The organism is Acidobacteriaceae bacterium (assembly GCA_035944135.1).
Classification (GTDB): domain Bacteria; phylum Acidobacteriota; class Terriglobia; order Terriglobales; family Acidobacteriaceae; genus Granulicella.
Genome location: DASZBM010000002.1, coordinates 615,958 through 633,456 on the forward strand (window position 1 = coordinate 615,958; position 17,499 = coordinate 633,456).

13 protein-coding genes are annotated in these 17,499 nt (G+C 61.4%); 10 read left to right on the plus strand and 3 right to left on the minus strand.

Features of this window, described 5'->3' with window-relative positions; translation table 11 throughout:
• Nucleotides 1–66 precede the first annotated feature (66 nt).
• A complete protein-coding gene (locus tag VGU25_05320) occupies nucleotides 67–2,307 on the plus strand; it encodes a TolC family protein (GenBank protein HEV2576611.1) in 2,241 nt (746 codons plus the stop codon).
• A gap of 141 nt (nucleotides 2,308–2,448) precedes the next feature.
• A complete protein-coding gene (locus tag VGU25_05325; GenBank protein ID HEV2576612.1) occupies nucleotides 2,449–4,551 on the plus strand; it encodes a thioredoxin domain-containing protein in 2,103 nt (700 codons plus the stop codon).
• On the opposite strand, the gene VGU25_05330 is transcribed toward VGU25_05325, so the two are convergent.
• Nucleotides 4,552–5,238: a MarC family protein gene (locus VGU25_05330; protein ID HEV2576613.1), complete on the minus strand. Its 687-nt coding sequence runs from the start codon at nucleotides 5,236–5,238 to the stop codon at nucleotides 4,552–4,554.
• Nucleotides 5,239–5,266: 28 nt separating this feature from the next.
• Nucleotides 5,267–6,235, minus strand: a complete 969-nt coding sequence (locus VGU25_05335; GenBank protein HEV2576614.1) for a mechanosensitive ion channel domain-containing protein — start codon at nucleotides 6,233–6,235, stop codon at nucleotides 5,267–5,269.
• 96 nt (nucleotides 6,236–6,331) lie between these two features.
• Here VGU25_05335 and VGU25_05340 point away from each other — a divergent pair, with 96 nt between their 5' ends.
• From VGU25_05340 to VGU25_05365, 6 genes are all read left to right on the plus strand, one after another.
• A complete protein-coding gene (locus tag VGU25_05340; protein HEV2576615.1) occupies nucleotides 6,332–6,739 on the plus strand; it encodes a hypothetical protein in 408 nt (135 codons plus the stop codon).
• A 58-nt stretch (nucleotides 6,740–6,797) separates the two neighbouring features.
• Entirely contained in the window at nucleotides 6,798–7,199 is a 402-nt protein-coding gene (locus VGU25_05345) for a hypothetical protein (GenBank protein ID HEV2576616.1), read from the plus strand.
• 160 nt (nucleotides 7,200–7,359) lie between these two features.
• Nucleotides 7,360–7,761, plus strand: a complete 402-nt coding sequence (locus tag VGU25_05350; protein ID HEV2576617.1) for a hypothetical protein — start codon at nucleotides 7,360–7,362, stop codon at nucleotides 7,759–7,761.
• Nucleotides 7,762–8,002: 241 nt separating this feature from the next.
• Nucleotides 8,003–10,141 (plus strand): dehydrogenase E1 component subunit alpha/beta, encoded by a 2,139-nt coding sequence (locus tag VGU25_05355; protein ID HEV2576618.1) that lies wholly within the window; start codon nucleotides 8,003–8,005, stop codon nucleotides 10,139–10,141.
• A gap of 97 nt (nucleotides 10,142–10,238) precedes the next feature.
• Nucleotides 10,239–12,635 carry a DUF1800 family protein gene (locus VGU25_05360; GenBank protein HEV2576619.1) on the plus strand — a complete coding sequence of 799 codons (2,397 nt, stop codon included), beginning with the start codon at nucleotides 10,239–10,241 and terminating at the stop codon, nucleotides 12,633–12,635.
• A 29-nt stretch (nucleotides 12,636–12,664) separates the two neighbouring features.
• Nucleotides 12,665–13,984 (plus strand): DUF1501 domain-containing protein, encoded by a 1,320-nt coding sequence (locus VGU25_05365; protein HEV2576620.1) that lies wholly within the window; start codon nucleotides 12,665–12,667, stop codon nucleotides 13,982–13,984.
• Between the two features lie 343 nt (nucleotides 13,985–14,327).
• On the opposite strand, the gene VGU25_05370 is transcribed toward VGU25_05365, so the two are convergent.
• The gene (locus VGU25_05370; protein ID HEV2576621.1) at nucleotides 14,328–15,281 is read right to left on the minus strand and encodes an alpha/beta fold hydrolase; all 954 of its coding nucleotides are present in this window, start codon (nucleotides 15,279–15,281) and stop codon (nucleotides 14,328–14,330) included.
• 53 nt (nucleotides 15,282–15,334) lie between these two features.
• Between VGU25_05370 and VGU25_05375 the strand changes: the two genes are divergently transcribed.
• Both VGU25_05375 and carA read left to right on the plus strand, forming a co-directional pair.
• Entirely contained in the window at nucleotides 15,335–15,646 is a 312-nt protein-coding gene (locus tag VGU25_05375) for a Rieske (2Fe-2S) protein (protein HEV2576622.1), read from the plus strand.
• Nucleotides 15,647–16,339: 693 nt separating this feature from the next.
• A complete protein-coding gene (carA, locus tag VGU25_05380; GenBank protein ID HEV2576623.1) occupies nucleotides 16,340–17,476 on the plus strand; it encodes a glutamine-hydrolyzing carbamoyl-phosphate synthase small subunit in 1,137 nt (378 codons plus the stop codon).
• The last annotated feature ends 23 nt before the right edge of the window (nucleotides 17,477–17,499 follow it).

The window sequence follows — 17,499 nt, forward strand, 5'->3', positions numbered from 1 at the left end:
GCAAGTGAACGGCAAGGCAATCTATCTGAAGCGCAAAAGGTCTGAACCAGACTCGGAGAAGCAAACGTGAAATTTAGGGATTTGCAGGCTGCGGCGTGCGTCGCCCTGATGTTGAGCAGCGCCGTGGCACAGACTCCTGCTGCGCCCGCGCCCGGACAGGCTCCTGCTACGACGCAGCAGCCGGCTGACTCACAACAGCAACTGGCGCCGCAACAGCAGCCGGCAGCGGCGAACTCGAATGCGGCGGGTGAGACGCCCGCGGCCCAGCAGCCGGCGGGGACGGTGAATCCGACCGCACCTGCTCCGCAGCAGGGCGTGCAGAATGACACGACGGGAACGCCGGGACTTCCGCAGGCGCCGGCTCCGAAGCTGACGGAGCCGCTGTATCTGCGGCCGACGGGCAAGGATTACACGGAGCCGATTCCGTTCCTGCCGAACCCATTGCATGACTACACACCGACGAACTATCCGGCGCCGCGGCTGAGCAATACGCCGGACCTGCGCGATCTGCTGCGGGATGGAAAGATCTTTCTCGGGCTGAACGATGCGGTGACGCTGGCGCTCGAGAACAACTACGACATCGCGATTGCGCGGATCAACCTGGACATTGCGGACACGGACATTCTGCGAGCCAAGGCTGGGTCGTCGCTGCGTGGTGTTTCGACGGGAATTGTGGCGAACACGCTGGGTGGATCGAGCTCGACGATTACGGGCGGCGGCGGACCGGGCGGAACGACCAGCGCAGCGGGCGGAAGCGGCGCGGGTGCGTCGGGCCTGGTGTTGAGCACGAACGGCGGCGGACCGGTGCCCGAGCTGCTGGATCCGGAGTTCACGGGGACGCTGCAGTATGAGCGGGCGAACACGCAGGAGTCGTCGACAATTTTGACGGGCACGAACACGCTCTCGCAGAACACGGGGACGTATGACTTCCAGTATCAGGAAGGATTCATTGGCGGCGAGTCGCTCAACGTGACCTTTGACAACTCGCACGTGACGACGAACAGCGAACGTACGAGCTACAGTCCGCTGCTGCAATCAAGTTTTCGTGCCCAGTTGACGCAACATCTGCTGCAGGGATGCTGCAAGTGGGTGAACGAGCGGTTCATCATCCAGGCGAAGAATGATCGGCGGATTACGGATTCTGCGTTCCGGCAGCAGTTGATCTACACGATAGGCCAGGTGGAGAGCATCTACTGGGCGCTGGTGAGCGCGTATGAGGACGAGCAGGCGAAGGAACGCGCGCTGCAGCAGTCGACGCAACTGGCGAGCGACAACCGCAAGCAGTTGCAGATTGGAACGCTGGCTCCGCTGGACGTGGTGAACTCGGACGCGGCAGTGGCGAGCGACAAGCAGGCGCTGATCACGTCGCAATCGAACCTGGAGTATCAGCAACTGCTGATGAAGCAGGCGATTGTGCGCAATCTGAATGATCCACAGATGGCGAACGCGCCGGTGATTCCGACGGATCGCGTGAGCCTGGATCGGCTGCCGGAAGAGGACATGCAGACGGAGGACCTGATCCGCGAGGCGTACCAGAACAATCCGCAGATTGAGCAGGCCACGCTGGCGATGAAGAACAACGAGATCACGATCCGGGCGGAGAAGAATGGCCTCCTTCCTGTCCTCGATGCGTACGGCTTCTATGGTGGCAGCGGTGTGGGCGGACAGCAAAACCCGGATTTGAACTGCGGCGGCCTGACCGGTACGCCAACGCCTTGCCCGCCGGGCACCGTGTCGAACTCAGGGTATGGATCGGTACTTGGGAATACGCTGAAAAACAGCTCGCCGGATTGGGGCGTGGGTGTGAACCTGCAGATTCCGATTCGGAACCGGATTGCACAGGCGGATCAGGTGCGATCGCAGATGGAATACCGGCAGTCGCAGATGCGGTTGCAGCAGCTTTATACGCAGATTCGCATTCAGGTGATCAATGGCGTGTATGCGTTGACGAACGATCGGGCGGCGGTGCAGTCGTCGCAGTCGGCGCGCGACTATGCGGCGCAGGCGCTGGAAGCGGAGCAGAAGAAGTACAGGCTCGGGGCTTCGACGACGGCGAATGTGCTGCAGATGGAGCGCAACCTGGCGACGGCGGAGGACAACATGATCTCGGCGACGGCGGCGTATGCGCGTGACCGCGCGTCGCTGGGGCAGATTCTGGCAAGCACGCTGGACAAGTACGGCATCAGCATTACCCAGGCGGCCAATGGAACGATTTCGCAGAAGCCGAATATTCCGGGGCTGACGGCGCCGACACCTCCGGCTCCGCCGAAGCCGCTGACGGAGACGCCTCCGCCGATGCCGCAGTAAAGGCAGAGGGTAGAGGTTAGAGGGTAGAGAGTAGACGAAGAGGCCGCGGCGAGTGCTGCGGCCTTTTGTTTGCGGTGGAAGTGAACTCGTGCGCTTGTCGTCGATGAGAGTGCGGTAGGCTGAGAGTTTGGAGTAAATGCAATGAGTGAAGCAATGGAGAATGGGCTCGGGCGATCGGCGTCGGCGTATCTGAGGTCGGCGCGGCATCAGCCGGTGCAGTGGCATGAGTGGGGCCCGGAGGCATTTGAAAAGGCCAAGCGCGAGAACAAGCCGGTGCTGCTGGATATTGGCGCGGTGTGGTGCCACTGGTGCCACGTGATGGACCGCGAAAGCTATGAGAATGACGAGACCGCGCAGGTGTTGAACGAGCATTACGTTGCGGTGAAGGTGGACCGCGACGAGCGGCCGGATGTGGATACGCGGTATCAGCAGGCGGTGGCGACGATCAGCGGGCAAGGGGGATGGCCGCTGACGGCGTTTTTGACGCCGGATGGGAAGCCGTTCTTTGGCGGAACGTACTTTCCGCCGGACGAGCGGTATGGCAGGCCGGGCTTTCGGCGCGTGCTGCTGACGATGGCGAAGGCGTTCGAGGAGCGGCGTGAGGAGGTTGAGGAGTCGGCGGGCAGCATCCTGACGATGATCGAGCACAACGAAAGTTTTTCGGGACGGAGCGGAGAGCCGGGGGCGGCGCTGCTCGAGAAGATTATCGAACCGATTGTGCGGATGTTCGACGCGCGTAATGGAGGGTTTGGGTCGCAGCCGAAGTTTCCGCACTCGGGCGCGATCGATCTGCTGATTGATGCAGCGACACGTGGTGGGACGCATGCAGAGGCGGCGCGCAACGTGGCCATCGTGACGCTGAAGAAGATGGCTGCGGGTGGGATTCACGACCAGCTTGCCGGCGGATTTCATCGCTACTCGGTGGACGAGCAGTGGATTGTGCCGCACTTCGAAAAGATGGCGTACGACAACAGCGAGCTGCTGAAGAATTATGCGCATGCGTTCCAGAGCTTTGCGGATCCCGAGTTTGCGCAGGTGGCGAACGGGATTCTGCGCTGGATGGATGAATGGCTGAGCGATCGCGAGCGGGGCGGATTTTATGCGTCGCAGGATGCGGATGATTCGCTGGATGATGACGGCGATTACTTCACGTGGACTCGCGATGAGGTGCAGGCGGCGTTGAGTCCGGAGGAGTTTCGGGTTGCGGAGGCGTACTTCAATGTGCGGCCGGTCGGCGATATGCATCACAATCCGACGAAGAATGTGCTGCACACGCCGAGGGCGATTGAGGATGTCGCGAAGGCGCTGGGGATTGAGGAGGCGAAGGCGGGTGAGTTGGTGCGGGCTGCGAAGGAGAAGATGTATGCGGCTCGGTTGACGCGGCGCACACCGTATGTCGACAAGACGGTTTATACGAACTGGAACGGGATGTGCGTCTCGGCGTACATCGCGGCGGGCAGAGCGCTGGGGTTGCGCGAGCCGGTGGAGTTTGCGCTGAAGTCGCTGGATCGAGTGCTGGGGGAGGCGTGGAGCGATGCCAGGCTCGTGCATGTGGTGGCGTATGGCGAGGGTGTGACGCCGGAGCGCGCGGTGCCGGGCGTGCTGGAGGACTATGCGTTTGTGGCGAATGCGGCGCTGGATGCGTGGGAGGCAAGCGGGGAGATGCGCTACTTCGAGGCGGCGAAGAAGATTGCAGATGCGATGCTGGCGAAGTTCTACGATGCGACGGGCTGCGGGTTCTTCGACACGGAGGTGAACTCGACGGAGGAGCGGATTGGTGCGCTGGTCACAAGGCGAAAGCCGCTGCAGGATGCGCCGACGCCGGCGGGGAATTCCGTTGCAGCGACGGTTCTGCTGCGATTGGCGACGCTGACGAACAACAAGGATTATGAGACGCGGGCGCAGGAGACGCTCGAGACGTTTGCGGGAGTTGTGGAGCACTTCGGGCTGTACGCGGCGAGTTATGCGCTGGCGCTGCGCAGGATGATCGAGCCGCCGGTGCAGGCTTGCATTGTGGGTGAAGATGCGGCGGCGAAGGAATTGCTGATTGTTGCGATGGCGCGGTTCATGGTGAACAAGAGCGTGATTCAACTGCGGCGTGGGCAGATGCAGGCGCTTCCGCCGGCGCTGAAGGAGACGCTGCCGAATGTGCCTGCGGATGAGGCGAGCTTTGCGTTGGTGTGCAAGGCGAACAGTTGTCTGCCGCCGATAAGGGATGCGGACGAGCTGTACTTGGTGGCGTAATCACCGGCCGAGGATGGGCGGCACAAGCGTTGAGAAGCCGTTCCAGGCGATCTGTACGCCGATGCAGACCACGATGAAGCCGACGACGCGCAGGATTCCTTGTGTGGTCGCGGGCGGGATCGCTCTTGTGAGCCGCGGTGCGTTGGCGTAGCAGAGATAAACGAATGCACTGAGGACCACGATCGCGAGGAAGAGGCCGCCGTGCCTGAGTGCGTTGAGGACGATGCCGCCGTTTTGCGCGCGCGCCGCGAGCGTAAGTGTGACGACGAGCGTGCCGGGGCCTGAGGTCACGGGAAACGTGAAGGGATAAAACGCCTTTTTGTTCAAGGCTTGAAAGCTGTCGTCAGGGTTGACGTGAACCTCTTCGCGCTTGTCGAGCGTCTTCTCTGACTCCTTCGCATTGAGCACGGACCAGCCGATGGCGGCGATGACGATGCCGCCGGAGACTTGCACGATAGGCAGCGAGATGCCGAAGAAGTGCAGAATGGCGGAGCCGAGGAGCTCGATGACGACGAGAAAGATGACGTTATTGAGGGCGATCTTGCGCGCGAGGCTGCGATAGGCGGCCCGCGGCGCGTCGCCGACGAGGCCGAGAAAGACCAGCGCGGAGCCGATTGGATTAATGAGCGGCAGAAGCGCGCTGAACGCGATGAGGAACGAGTTCCACAGCTCAATCGCCTGACTCACAGGCCGATGGTAGCAGGCTGGTGTTGTGCTACTGCGAGGTTGCGGGCGCCGCAGGTTGCGGTGGTTCGGTGGGCACGGACGGCGGAGCCGGTGGAGCGGCGGTGGGATCGCGGCGCTCGAGCACGAGCGTGCTGCTGGCGGTGCCGAAGGCGATGTTCTCCTTCTCGAAGGCGAGGAGGATGCGGCGGCGAAGCTCGCGGAGGACGCCGTCGCGCTGATTGACCTGCACGCGGATGTTGATGGGGTAGATGACCTCGTGACCGCTGATCTTGTCGACGCCGAGCACGGTGGGTTCATCGATGACAACGTCTTTGAAGGCTTCGTCCTGGCGAACCTGGTTGGCGACCCGGGTGAGGACCTGGACGACGCGGTCGGGGTTTTCGCTGGTGCTGACGCTGACCGGAAGCGTGGCGACGGAGAAGTCGCGCGAAAGATTGGAGACGGTCGTGATCTGGCTGTTGGGCACGATGTAGAGCGTGCCGTCGCCGTCACGGAGCGTGGTGACGCGCAGGGTAAGGTTTTCGACGGCGCCCTGAAGACCGGCGATCTTTATGGTGTCGCCGATGGCGTACTGGTCTTCGAGCAGGATGAAGAGGCCGGTGAGCATGTCCTTGAAGAGCGACTGCGCGCCAAAGCTGATGCCAAGGCCGATGACGCCGGCGGCGGCGATAAACGAGCCCAGAGGAACGCCGAGCGCGCCGAGGATCTGGATGAAGACGTAGGAGGCGATGAGCGCGTAGCCAGTGGCGCGGATGATGCCAGCCAGGGTGCGGAGTTGGGCGGCGCGGTGCGAGTTGCCGACCATGGCTTCGGCGCGCTTGCGCATGCGTTTTACAAAAAAGGCGAGGGTCTGCTGGGCGATGAGCGCCAGTAACAAGGCAATGACAATCTTGGGGACGCCGTGCTGTACAAAGTTCAGGACGTCCAGATGCCAGCCGTGTTCGAGCGAGACGACGGAGCGTTCCTCTTGTGGAAGAGTGGGTGTAAGGGTCATCATTAATGAAAATCCGGTCTACTCCGCAGGATACGAGAGAAGCCAAGCATAAGACGAGTCGCAGCCCGCGGCAGGTAGCTTTGGCAAAGGAGGAGTGAGATGGGACCGAGAGAAATCAATCACATATTGCGTGTGGGGGCGTTGTGCGCTGCTGTGCTTGTGGTCTCGGGAGCGGGGCTGAACACCGGCAGCGGGGTGGTGCATGCGCAGAAGAATCCACAGCCGAAGATACCGCCCTATATGCAGCAGGGCCCGGATGGACTGAGCGGAAACCAGCCGGCTCCGGATCCGGTTCACGCCAAGATGGAGCAGGAACGGATGAAGGCGATGAACGATGATCGGCATAAGAAGCTGGCGGCGGATGTCGACCGTCTGCTGGCGCTGACTAACGAGCTGAAGACTGACGTGGACAAGACGAACAAGGACGAGCTCTCGGTGGAGGTCATCAAGAAGGCGGGTGAGATTGAGAAGCTGGCGCATGACGTGCAGAGCCGGATGAAGAACTAGAGGCCGGTGAGCAAGGGCTCTCACGCGCGCACAGGTAGTTCAAGTGAAGGAGAGTGCCATGCGACCGATGAGGTTTGGCCAGGCTGTCCAGACTACTGTGTTGTGTTCGGCGGTGTTTCTGCTGTTGTCTGACGCGGGTGTGCGGGGTGGCGGCGGAGTGATGGCTGCTCAGCGAAGTCCCGCGATGAACTCAGGCCGGCCGATCGATCCCCCAAGCAGCGGTGTGCCTCCGGTATATCCAATCCAGATGGGCAACTCGACAGACGGCGGAGCCCAGGCAGCCAATGCTGAACGTCGCAAGAAGGTCGCTGCCGATGTGGACAGGCTGGTCCTTCTTAGCAATGAACTGAAAGCGGATGTGGACAAGACGGCGAACGATCAGTTGTCGCTGGACGTGATCAAGAAGGCGAAAGAGATTGAGAAGCTTGCCCATGCCGTGCAAGGCCAGATGAAGAACTGAAGCGGCGTCGGAACGCATAGATGCGGGGTTGGTACGCCGGGTGTTGAAGGATATGGTCAGATGAGCCCGGTGCAGCTATAAAGGCTGCGGCTGGTTTTGCCAGTGTCGCCGGGACTTGAGCTGGATATGAGGCGCGCTGCGGGGAGGACTCGATTTGCGATTGGGCGAGGTGACGAGGGTTGCAGTGGTGAGTGCGGTTGGGCTCGTTGTTTTGGGGGGAACGGGCCTGGCACGAAACGTGGGTGTGGTCCGCGCGCAGGGCAGTCAGATTCAGGACATTCCCCGGCCTCCGTCGCCGCACGACGCGAACACCCCGGCAATTGGCGCGGGGCTGCCGGACGGTGGGGTCCGCGCGCGGATGAACGAGGAGCGCATCAAGTCGGTGAACGATGCTCGTCAAAAGCGGCTGCAAGAAGATGTGGATAAGCTGCTGGCGCTGACCAACGAGTTGAAGCTTGATGTCGACAAGACGAACAAGGATGAGCTTTCTCTGGATGTGGTGAAGAAGGCGGGAGAGATCGAGAAGCTGGCGCACGACGTGCAGAGCCGGATGAAGAATTAGCGCCAGGTTTTCCACTCGGAGCGGCCGTTTTGCCGATTGTGAAGATCGTGTGGCGAAACGGGACAGCGGAGGTGTGTACGAGTAAAATCGTCGAGGCTGGTACACCCCAGCGGGCAGAGAACGCTTGCCGGGGACCCGTTAGGAGGACCAGGGGTTGGCGGAAAAACGGACGGCGGGCAAGCTGGCGGAACGCGGCGGCGGACGCGTTGCCGAGCGGGTAAGTGAACGGGGCGCGGAGCAGGTGGTGGCTGCCGGCCTTACGGCGTCGCAACTCATTGAGTTCTACCGGCTGATGTATCTCTCGCGGCGCACGGACGACCGCGAGATCATGCTGAAGCGGCAGCAGAAGATCTTCTTCCAGGTCTCGTGCGCAGGGCATGAGGCGCTCCTGGTGGCTGCGGGTCTGGCTATGAAGCCGGGATACGACTGGTTCTTTCCGTACTATCGCGACCGGGCGATCTGCCTGGCGCTGGGGATGACGGTGGAGGACCAGCTGCTTCAGGCGGTCGGCGCGGCGACGGATCCTTCGAGCGGCGGACGGCAGATGCCTTCGCACTGGACGAGTAAGCGGCTGAATATCGTGTCGCCGTCGTCGTCGACGGCAACGCAGTGTCTGCAGGCAGTGGGGTGCGCTGAGGCTGGACGGTATTACCGGAATCATTCCGGGACGGCGAAGCGACTGACCGATGGCGCGGATTATCGCAGCTTCAAGGATGTGAAGTTCGAGGCCGATGAGGTCGTGTATGTGTCGATCGGTGAGGGATCGACGAGCCAGGGCGAGTTCTGGGAGTCGCTGAATACGGCGTCGAACGAGAAGCTGCCGGTCGTGTATGTGATTGAGGACAACGGGTACGCGATCTCGACGCCGGTGGAGGCGAATACGCCGGGCGGGAATATCTCCAAGCTGATTGCGAACTTTCCGAATTTCCGCTTCTGGGAGGTCGACGGGACGGACGCGATTGCGAGCTACAAGGCGATGGTGCAGGCGGTCGAGTACTGCCGCAGTGGGCAGGGGCCGGCAGTGGTGCACGGGCATGTGACGCGGCCGTATTCGCACTCGCTGAGCGATGACGAGCGGCTGTACCGCAGCGCAGAGGAGATTGAGGCGGATGCACTGCGCGACCCGATTTCCCGCATGCAGATGTGGCTGCTGCGCGAGGGGATTCTGGACGCGCAGGGAATCAATGAGCTCGAGCGCAAGGTGGATGAAGAGGTGCAGCATGCCGCGGATCGCGCGCTGACTGCGGTGCTGCCGACGCCGGACACGATTCTGAAGCATGTGTACTCAGAGGACCTGGATCCGCGGGATATGCGGTTTGCGACGAAGCCCGCGGTGACCGCGGACGACACCGAGCGCACGATGGCCGACCTCATCAACGCGACGCTGAAGGACGAGATGCGACGCGATGAACGGATTGTGGTCTTCGGCGAAGATGTGGCCGATGCCACGCGCGATAAGGCGCTGCGCTCCGGAAAGGTGAAGGGCAAGGGCGGCGTGTTCAAGCTGACCGCCGGCCTGCAGAAGGAGTTCGGCAACGACCGCGTGTGGAACTCTCCGCTGGCGGAGGCGAATATCACGGGGCGTGCGATTGGCATGGCGGTGCGCGGGCTGAAGCCGGTGGTGGAGATTCAGTTCTTCGACTACATCTGGCCGGCGATGCACCAGATGCGCAATGAGCTGAGCGTGATGCGGTGGCGATCGAACGGGCAGTTCTCGTGCCCGCTGGTGATGCGAGTGCCGATCGGCGGGTATCTGACGGGCGGTTCGATCTATCATTCGCAGTCGGGCGAGAGCATCTTCACGCACACGCCTGGAGTGCGGGTGGTGATGCCGTCGAATGCGTTGGACGCCGCGGGGTTGCTGCGGACCGCTATCCGGTGCGACGATCCGGTGCTGTTCCTGGAGCATAAGCGGTTGTATCGCGAGACCTTTGGGCGCGCGCCGTACCCGGGGCCGGAGTACATGATTCCGTTCGGCAAGGCCAAGGTGGTGCGCGAAGGCAAGGACCTGACGGTGATCACCTACGGGGCGGTCGTGCCGCGGGCGCTGCAGGCGGCCCAGCGGATGGCGCGGGAACTGAAGGTGGAAGTTGAGGTGATCGATCTGCGTTGCCTAAGTCCGTACGACTGGGAGGCGATTGCGGAGTCGGTGAAGAAGACCAGCAAGGTGTTGGTGGCGCATGAGGACATGCTGAGCTGGGGTTATGGAGCCGAGATTGCGGCGCGGATTGGCGATGAGCTGTTTCACGACCTGGATGCGCCGGTGCGGCGCGTGGGGTCGATGGACACGTTTGTGGCATACCAGCCGCTGCTGGAGGATGTAATCCTGCCTCAGCCGGAGCGGTTGTTTGCGGCGATGAAGGAGCTTGCGGAGTTTTAGGATCAGGAATTTACGCTCCGAATCGCAACTTTCCGGCGGCCCTTGGGGTTTAGCCGGACAAGCCGATGTTTTGCGAGGTTTCTGGAGAACAACTGTCATGATGCCGCGGCGTAGATGGATGCGTGAGGCGGGGCAGACCGCACTGACGGGTCTGCTGTGCGGGTTGATGGCGGTTCCGCAGACGGCGTTTGCGGCTAGTGCTGGTGCTCTGGGGGGTGGAGCACCGGCACCGAAGCTGCCCAAGCGGCCGGAACGCGAGGCTCCGCTGACCCAGCAGGAGCGGGTGCTGCATGCGTTGAACCGGTTCACCTTCGGGCCGCGGCCGGGAGAGGCGGAGGCCGTCGAGAAGATGGGCCTGCAGAAGTGGTTTTTGCAGCAGCTTCAGCCGGAGACGATCGACGACTCTGCGTTTGAGCAGCGGATGAATGAGTATCCGTTGTTGCGGCTGAACCAGGCTGACCTGATGCACCAGTTTCCGTCGCAGGCCATGATGAGGATGGCTGACCGGGGCAATATTGCGATTCCGCGCGACCGTGTGGTGCACGCGATCTTTGAAGACGCGAAGTACGAGTACGACCAAAAGCAAAATGAGTTGAAGCTGCAGGCGGCAAACGGCGGGAAGCCGGGACAGCCGGAAGGTGCAGCGCAGGCTCAGTCGCAGCCGGCGGTTGCAGCGCTGCCGGAGAACGCGAAGCAGATGCGGCGGCAGGCGATCGCCGGCCTTGCGGCTCTGAATGAAGCAGACGAATCGGCGGGTAAGCGGCCGGCTCCGCAGAACGGCATGCAGGCCAGCATGGATATGGCCGGCGGCGGGGCGATGGAGCCTGCGATGAATTCAGCTGCTGCGCCCAGCGACGGCAACACGCCGCAGGGACAGGTGCTGCTTTCTAACGGAGAGGTTGCGACGCAGCCGATTGAGTTGAACAAGAAGGGCAAGCCGAAGGCGAAGGATCTGACCGAGCCCGCGCCGGAAGAGGTGCAGGCGATCCTGGCGCTGCCGCCGGATCAGCGCGTGGACCGGCTGGTTGCGATGAAGCCGGACGAGATGCTGTCCTTCAAGACGACGCTCAAGCCCGCGCAAAAGCTGCTGCTGATGCAGGGAATGAGCCCTGAAGACGAGGAGATCACGGGCGAGTTCATTACGGCGCCGGAGCGCGTGGTGGGCGCGGAGATTCTGGAGTCGCGGCTGGAGCGCGATGTGTTCAGCGAGCGCCAACTGCAGGCGGTGATGACGGACTTCTGGCTGAATCACTTCAGCGTGTATCTCAGGAAGAACGAAAACGAGCCGTACTACCTGCCGTCGTATGAGCGCAATGTGATTCTGCCGAATGCGCTGGGTAAGTTCGAGAATCTGCTGGTCGCTGTGGCGCAGAGCCCGGCGATGCTGATGTATCTCGACAACTGGGAGAGCGTTGGGCCGAATTCGATCCAGGCTATGAGGGCGCAGCAGGTGAACTTCATGCGTCCGAATGCGAAGAGGCAGCAGCCAAAGGGCATCAACGAGAACTACGGCCGGGAGTTGATGGAGCTGCACACGCTGGGCGTGAACGGCGGCTACACGCAGAAGGATGTCATCGAGGTCTCGAAGTGCTTCACGGGGTGGACGATCGACAGGCCATTCCAGGGTGGCGGCGCGATGTTCGATGAAAACCGGCATGAGCCGGGGACAAAGATCGTGCTGAGGCACAAGATCAAGGAGAACGGCCAGAAAGAAGGGCTTGAGGTGCTGCACATCCTGGCGACGAGCCCGGCGACCGCGCACTTCATCTCGCAGAAGCTGGCTGTGCGGTTTGTGAGCGACGATCCTCCGCCGGCGCTGGTGAACAGGATGGCGGCCACGTTCTTGAAGAGCGATGGAAACATCCGCGCGGTGCTGTTGACGATGTATCGCTCGCCGGAGTTCTGGAGCCCGCAGGTGTATCGCGCGAAGGTGAAGACGCCGATCGAGTTTATGGCGTCCGCGCTGCGGTCGAGTGGAGCCTCTGTGAAGACGCCGCTGCAACTGGTGCAGGCGATGGACAGGCTGGGCATGCCGATCTATGGCATGCTGACGCCGCAGGGGTACTCGTGGAAGAGCGAGGATTGGGTGAGCAGCAATGCGCTGATCTCGCGGATGAACTTTGCGCTGGTCTTGAGCAGTAACCGCGTGATGGGCGTGAAGACGGATTGGCCGGAGTTGCTGGGCGATGCCGATGGAACTCCGGCACCAGCTCCCGATGTCGCGACCGAGAACAAGCTGGAGATTGCGCTGCTGGGTGAGCCGGCGTCGGACAGGACGAGGTCCACCGTGCTGGCGCAGTTTGGCGATCCGACGGCCCAGCAGAGTGCCGAGGAGGCATTCAAAGCGAAGCCGGTGCAGGATGAGACCGCGATGGTTCCGACAGCCGGGCTTATGCGAGGAAAGCCTGGACGCGCGCCGCAGCCGGGGCCGGGATCGCCGCTGGATACGATGGCGGGGTTGTTGCTGGGCTCACCGGAGTTTCAACGGCGTTAGCAGCAGGAAACTGGAAAGCAGGAAGCGCGATGGCAAACAGGATGAAATTCACCGATGCGAGCGACTGGGGATGCGATATGTGCGGGCGCGATCTGGCGCGGCGCAATGGCGTGACGCGCCGTGGATTTCTGCGCGGAGGTGCGCTGGCCTTGGTGGGGACCTCTGTTGTGCCGGCGTTTTTGACGCGGGCTGTGTATGCGGAGGTGGATCGCGCGGCGGCGCAGAGGAAGAAGCTTGTTGTGATCTTTCAACGCGGCGCGTGCGATGGATTGAATGTCGTTGTGCCGTATGCGGAAAAGAACTATTACAGGATGCGGCCGACGATCGCGATTCAGAAGAACGATGTGCTCGATCTGAATGGGTATTTCGGGCTGCATCCGGCGATGGGCGCGATGAAGCCGTTGTATGACCAGGGGCACCTGGCGATTGTGCATGCCGCCGGCTCGCCGGATCCGTCGCGCTCGCACTTTGATGCGCAGGATTTTATGGAGAGCGGAACGCCAGGTGTGAAGAGTACGCTGGATGGATGGCTCAATCGTGCGCTGCAGGTTGAGGCGCTCACCGGACAGCCGTCGCCGTTTCGCGCCGTTGCGCTGAATGCGGAAGTGCCGCGGACGCTGCAGGGAAAGGTGCCGGCAGTTGCGGTGGCGAATTTGGCAGACTTCTCGGTGGGTGGTCGCGGCCCACAGACCTCAGCGGTATCGAATGCGTTTGAGGCGATGTATGACGAGAGCACCGATGCGGTGCTGCACGGAACCGGCGAGGAGACCTTTGAAGCCGTGAAGATGCTGAAGGCCGCGAACCCGGCTCAGTACACGCCGGCGGCGGGAGTGGTGTATCCGAATGGGGCGTTCGGCAACAGCATGAAACAGATTGCCCAGTTGTTGAAAGCGAACCTTGGTGTTGAGGCGGCGTTTTCGGATATTGGCGGATGGGACACGCATCAGAATCAGGGCGCGGCGAATGGACAGCTTGCAAATCGTCTGACGGAGTTTTCAAACACGATCGCCGCATTCTGGCGTGACATGGGTGATGATGCGGAGAACGTGACGCTGGTGACGATGTCGGAGTTTGGACGAACGGCTCGACAGAACGGAACCGGCGGAACGGACCACGGCCACGCGAATGTGATGTTCGTGCTCGGCGGCCAGGTGAAGGGCGGCAAGGTGTATGGGCAGTGGCCGGGCGTGAACGATGAGCAGTTGAATGAAGGGCGCGATCTGAAGGTAACAACCGACTTCAGAAATGTGCTGGGTGAGGCGGCCTACAAAACGCTGGGCGCGCGGAAGCTGGATGTGGTGTTTCCAGGCGCGCAGCTCGACGCGGATCGCTTTTTGAACTTTGTGTAGAGCTCGTGCGTATAGAAGGGTGAGGCGTTGCGCGCAAAAGGTTGCGCGTCTGACGTGTCATCGTTCGGTAATGTTTTGACGATGTCATGACTTTGTCGTGATACGTCTTCGTATTCGTGAAAACCCGCTCAGGATGCGGGTTTTCGTGTGTCTGTTGCCTGATGTTGCAGGTTAGATTCTCACAAGGAATTTCGCGCGAAGAGCAAAACCTTTTGTGCGATTCTTCGTCTGAACAGATGTAACACATGCTGGAGCGCCAGTCCCCACGGCTTCGGCTTCCCCAATCCGCACCACCCTCCCCACCTGTACCGAGGCTGCCGGAACACCGGCGGCCTTCGCGCCTTTAAGGCTGCGTTCCTTGTGTAGTGTGCGGGACGTATTGATCCACGAAGCGCTGAATGGTTGGGGTCAGCGCCGAGTCGTTTTCCGACGAGAGTTCGAGCGTGATCTTCGGATCGGCTGCGTTCGTAAGCGCCGCGGGCGTGTGCGAAGTGTTGTAGCTGATCAGGAGCTTCGGCGTCGTGAGTATGTGAAGTGGCGCGGCGAGTGGAAACTGTTCGTGGAAGAGGAGACGTGCGGGAACCAGGAAGGAATGTGCGTCATGTGCGACGCGCTCGGTGAGGTCGCCTTCGGGCGTGTCGAGGATCATGGCCGGGATGTCGTGGTTTTCTGCTGCGAGGTTGACAGCGAGTGAAGCGCCGACGCCGTTGCCGTAAAGGATGATTTGCGAGGCGGGGATGTGCTGCGTCGAGATGAGATAAGTGAGTGCGGATTCTGCGTCCTGCTGCATGGTGGCTTGCGTCGGATGCTGGCCGACGCTCTTGCCATAGCCGCGATAGTCAAAGATCAGCACGTTGAGGTGGGCGTTGTGGAGCAGGAGCGCGCGGGGGAGCGCGTCTGAAGCGGAGCCGTCGCCCGAGTGAAGCATCAGAGCCGTGGGAGCAGAGCTTACGTCGGCCGGGATGTACCAGCCGTTGAGCTGCGGTTGACCGGTGGCGTCGACCGCGAAGTGGAGCTCAGTGAACTTGAGGCCGAGCGACGCCGGCGATTTGGCAACGGTGCGCGACGGGTGAAGCACGAGCTGCCACTGTCCCTGATACCAGAGCAGGCAGAGCGTGCCCCAGGAGAGGAGCAGCGCGGTGGCGAAGACGATTGCCAAAGCTTTGAGGATCCAGCGCGGGTCTATGAGTTCGGGCGCACCGCTGAGTTCGGGCGCGCCGCTCTTTTGTGCCGGACGCTGAGATGATTGGGGTGTGCGTGAGGGGCGCGGAAGGTTCGGCTTGCGAGGAGCTGGCATGAGTCTTCTGTACAGAGTTCAGCATCTCACGTGCGGACCTGAATGGAGAGTTTGTGAGCGAGTGGGTGCGGCTGTGCGACGTCAACGAAGCACCAAAGCCGGGCGAGGTGATGGAGTTGGAAGTGAACGGCGTGCAGGTTTGCCTCGCGAATGTGGATGGAAGGCTGGCTGCACTTGGGAATATTTGCCCGCACCGCGGAGGGCCGCTGGGGCAAGGTTGGATTGAGGGTGAAGCGGTCGTATGCCCGTGGCACTGTTGGGCGTTCGATACCCGGAGCGGGCAGGCGCTGCCGCCGGACTGCGGGAAGGTCGACGTAATTCCGCTCAGGGTCGAAGGCGACAACGTGCTCATTCAAGTGAGCTGAACAGGCAACCTTTTGCTGTTTAGCATGAATATCCCAAGCCAAAGAAAGGTTTTTTGGGGGCAAACTTCGAGGTGCGGATGGCTTCTTACTCACTGTCGCAGGGCGTCAGGGAAATTGACGAAATGAAATAGACGCCCGCGAGGGGAACGAAATCATGATGAAGCGAATTCTTTTGGGTGTGTTTTCTCTGGCAGTGGTTCTAGCAACGGCGAGTACATCACAGGCTCAGTATCACCACCGGCATTGCTGGTATCAGCATCATCACCGCGTTTGCCGGGCGCGCTAGTCCGGCTGTAGCGAGATGAGCTATTCAACAGGACAATAGACGTTGCAGAGAGCCCGGCCTGACGCCGGGTTTTTTGCACCGCTCATACAGCGTTCGGCGAGGTTTGTGCATTCTTAGCACTTGACGGGAGATTTTCGCCCGGGAGGGAGTGTCACATGAGACGGGTTCTGTTGGGAGCGCTAACTCTGGCCATGGTTCTGGGTGTGGCCGGTAACTCGCAGGCGCAGCACCGGCACCGGCACTGCTGGTGGAGACATCATCACCGGGTTTGCCGTTACAGGTAGTAGCAACCGAAACTTTGCCGAAGGGCCCGGTGAGAGCCGGGCCTTTTGCTGTGTTTGGTCATGAAGACGCGCTGGCGGCGAGCCTGTTAGGATAGATAGAGTCCACTCCCCAAGGGAGATTCCATGCAGGCAATTCTTGCGCTCGAGGATGGGCGCATCTTTCGCGGCCGAGGTTTCGGCGCGCCGGTGGAGCGCGTGGGTGAGGTCGTTTTCAATACCTCGCTTACTGGCTACCAGGAAATTTTCACCGACCCGTCGTATACGGGCCAGATCGTCGTTCTGACGAACCCACACATTGGGAACTATGGCACGTCTCCGAGCGATGCGGAGTCGGCGCGGCCGGCGATCGAGGGGCTGGTGGTGCGGGAGTTTTCGCCTGTCGCTTCGAACTGGCGATCGACAGAGGTTGCCGATGAATATTTAGAGCGCAGCGGCGTTCCGGTCATCGCGGAGATTGATACACGTGCGGTCGTGCGCCATCTTCGCGCGAATGGATGTTTGCGCGGCGTGATCTCGACGAACGTGAATGATGTGGACGCGTTGGTGGCGAAGGCGCGGGCCCACAAAACCATGGCAGGCACCGATCTCGCGAGTGTAGTGACGACGCAGAAGACCTACGAATGGTCGAGCGAGGATCCGCGCAACGAGACGGGGGATGCGCTGCTGCCGGGTCAGGACACCGCGGCGGTGGAGCAGTTGCATGTGGTGGCATATGACTATGGGATCAAGCAGAACATCCTGCGCATGCTCACGCGCGAGAACTGCCGTGTAACGGTCGTTCCGGCGACGACGTCCGCCAAAGAAGTCCTGAAGCTGAATCCGGACGGGGTGTTCTTCTCGAACGGGCCGGGCGATCCGGAGCCGCTGGAGTATGCGGTCGCAAACATTCGCGAGCTGCAGGGCAAGAAGCCGATGTTCGGGATCTGCTTGGGGCATCAGTTGTTTGGGCTGGCGCTGGGCGGCAGGACGTACAAGCTGAAGTTCGGGCACCACGGCGGAAATCATCCGATCAAGAACCTGGAGACGGGCAAGGTCGAGATCACGTCGCAGAATCACAACTTCAATGTTGATCCTGACTCGCTGCCGGACGATGTTGTGCAGACGCATGTGAATCTGAACGACAACACGCTCGCGGGGCTGAAGCATAAGAGCGATCCGATGTTCAGCGTGCAGTATCACCCGGAGGCAAGCCCGGGGCCGCATGATTCGCATTATCTGTTCCGCGACTTCAGGAAGATGATGGAGGAGTGGAAGAAGTGAAGCCCCACGGCTGCAATTCGTCT

Coding starts and splice junctions, on each gene's coding strand:
- VGU25_05325 (HEV2576612.1), top strand. CDS start 2,449: ATGAGTGAAGCAATGGAGAATGGGCTCGGGCGATCGGCGTCGGCGTAT.
- VGU25_05335 (HEV2576614.1), bottom strand. CDS start 6,235: ATGATGACCCTTACACCCACTCTTCCACAAGAGGAACGCTCCGTCGTC.
- VGU25_05340 (HEV2576615.1), top strand. CDS start 6,332: ATGGGACCGAGAGAAATCAATCACATATTGCGTGTGGGGGCGTTGTGC.
- VGU25_05345 (HEV2576616.1), top strand. CDS start 6,798: ATGCGACCGATGAGGTTTGGCCAGGCTGTCCAGACTACTGTGTTGTGT.
- VGU25_05360 (HEV2576619.1), top strand. CDS start 10,239: ATGATGCCGCGGCGTAGATGGATGCGTGAGGCGGGGCAGACCGCACTG.
- VGU25_05365 (HEV2576620.1), top strand. CDS start 12,665: ATGGCAAACAGGATGAAATTCACCGATGCGAGCGACTGGGGATGCGAT.
- VGU25_05370 (HEV2576621.1), bottom strand. CDS start 15,281: ATGCCAGCTCCTCGCAAGCCGAACCTTCCGCGCCCCTCACGCACACCC.
- carA (HEV2576623.1), top strand. CDS start 16,340: ATGCAGGCAATTCTTGCGCTCGAGGATGGGCGCATCTTTCGCGGCCGA.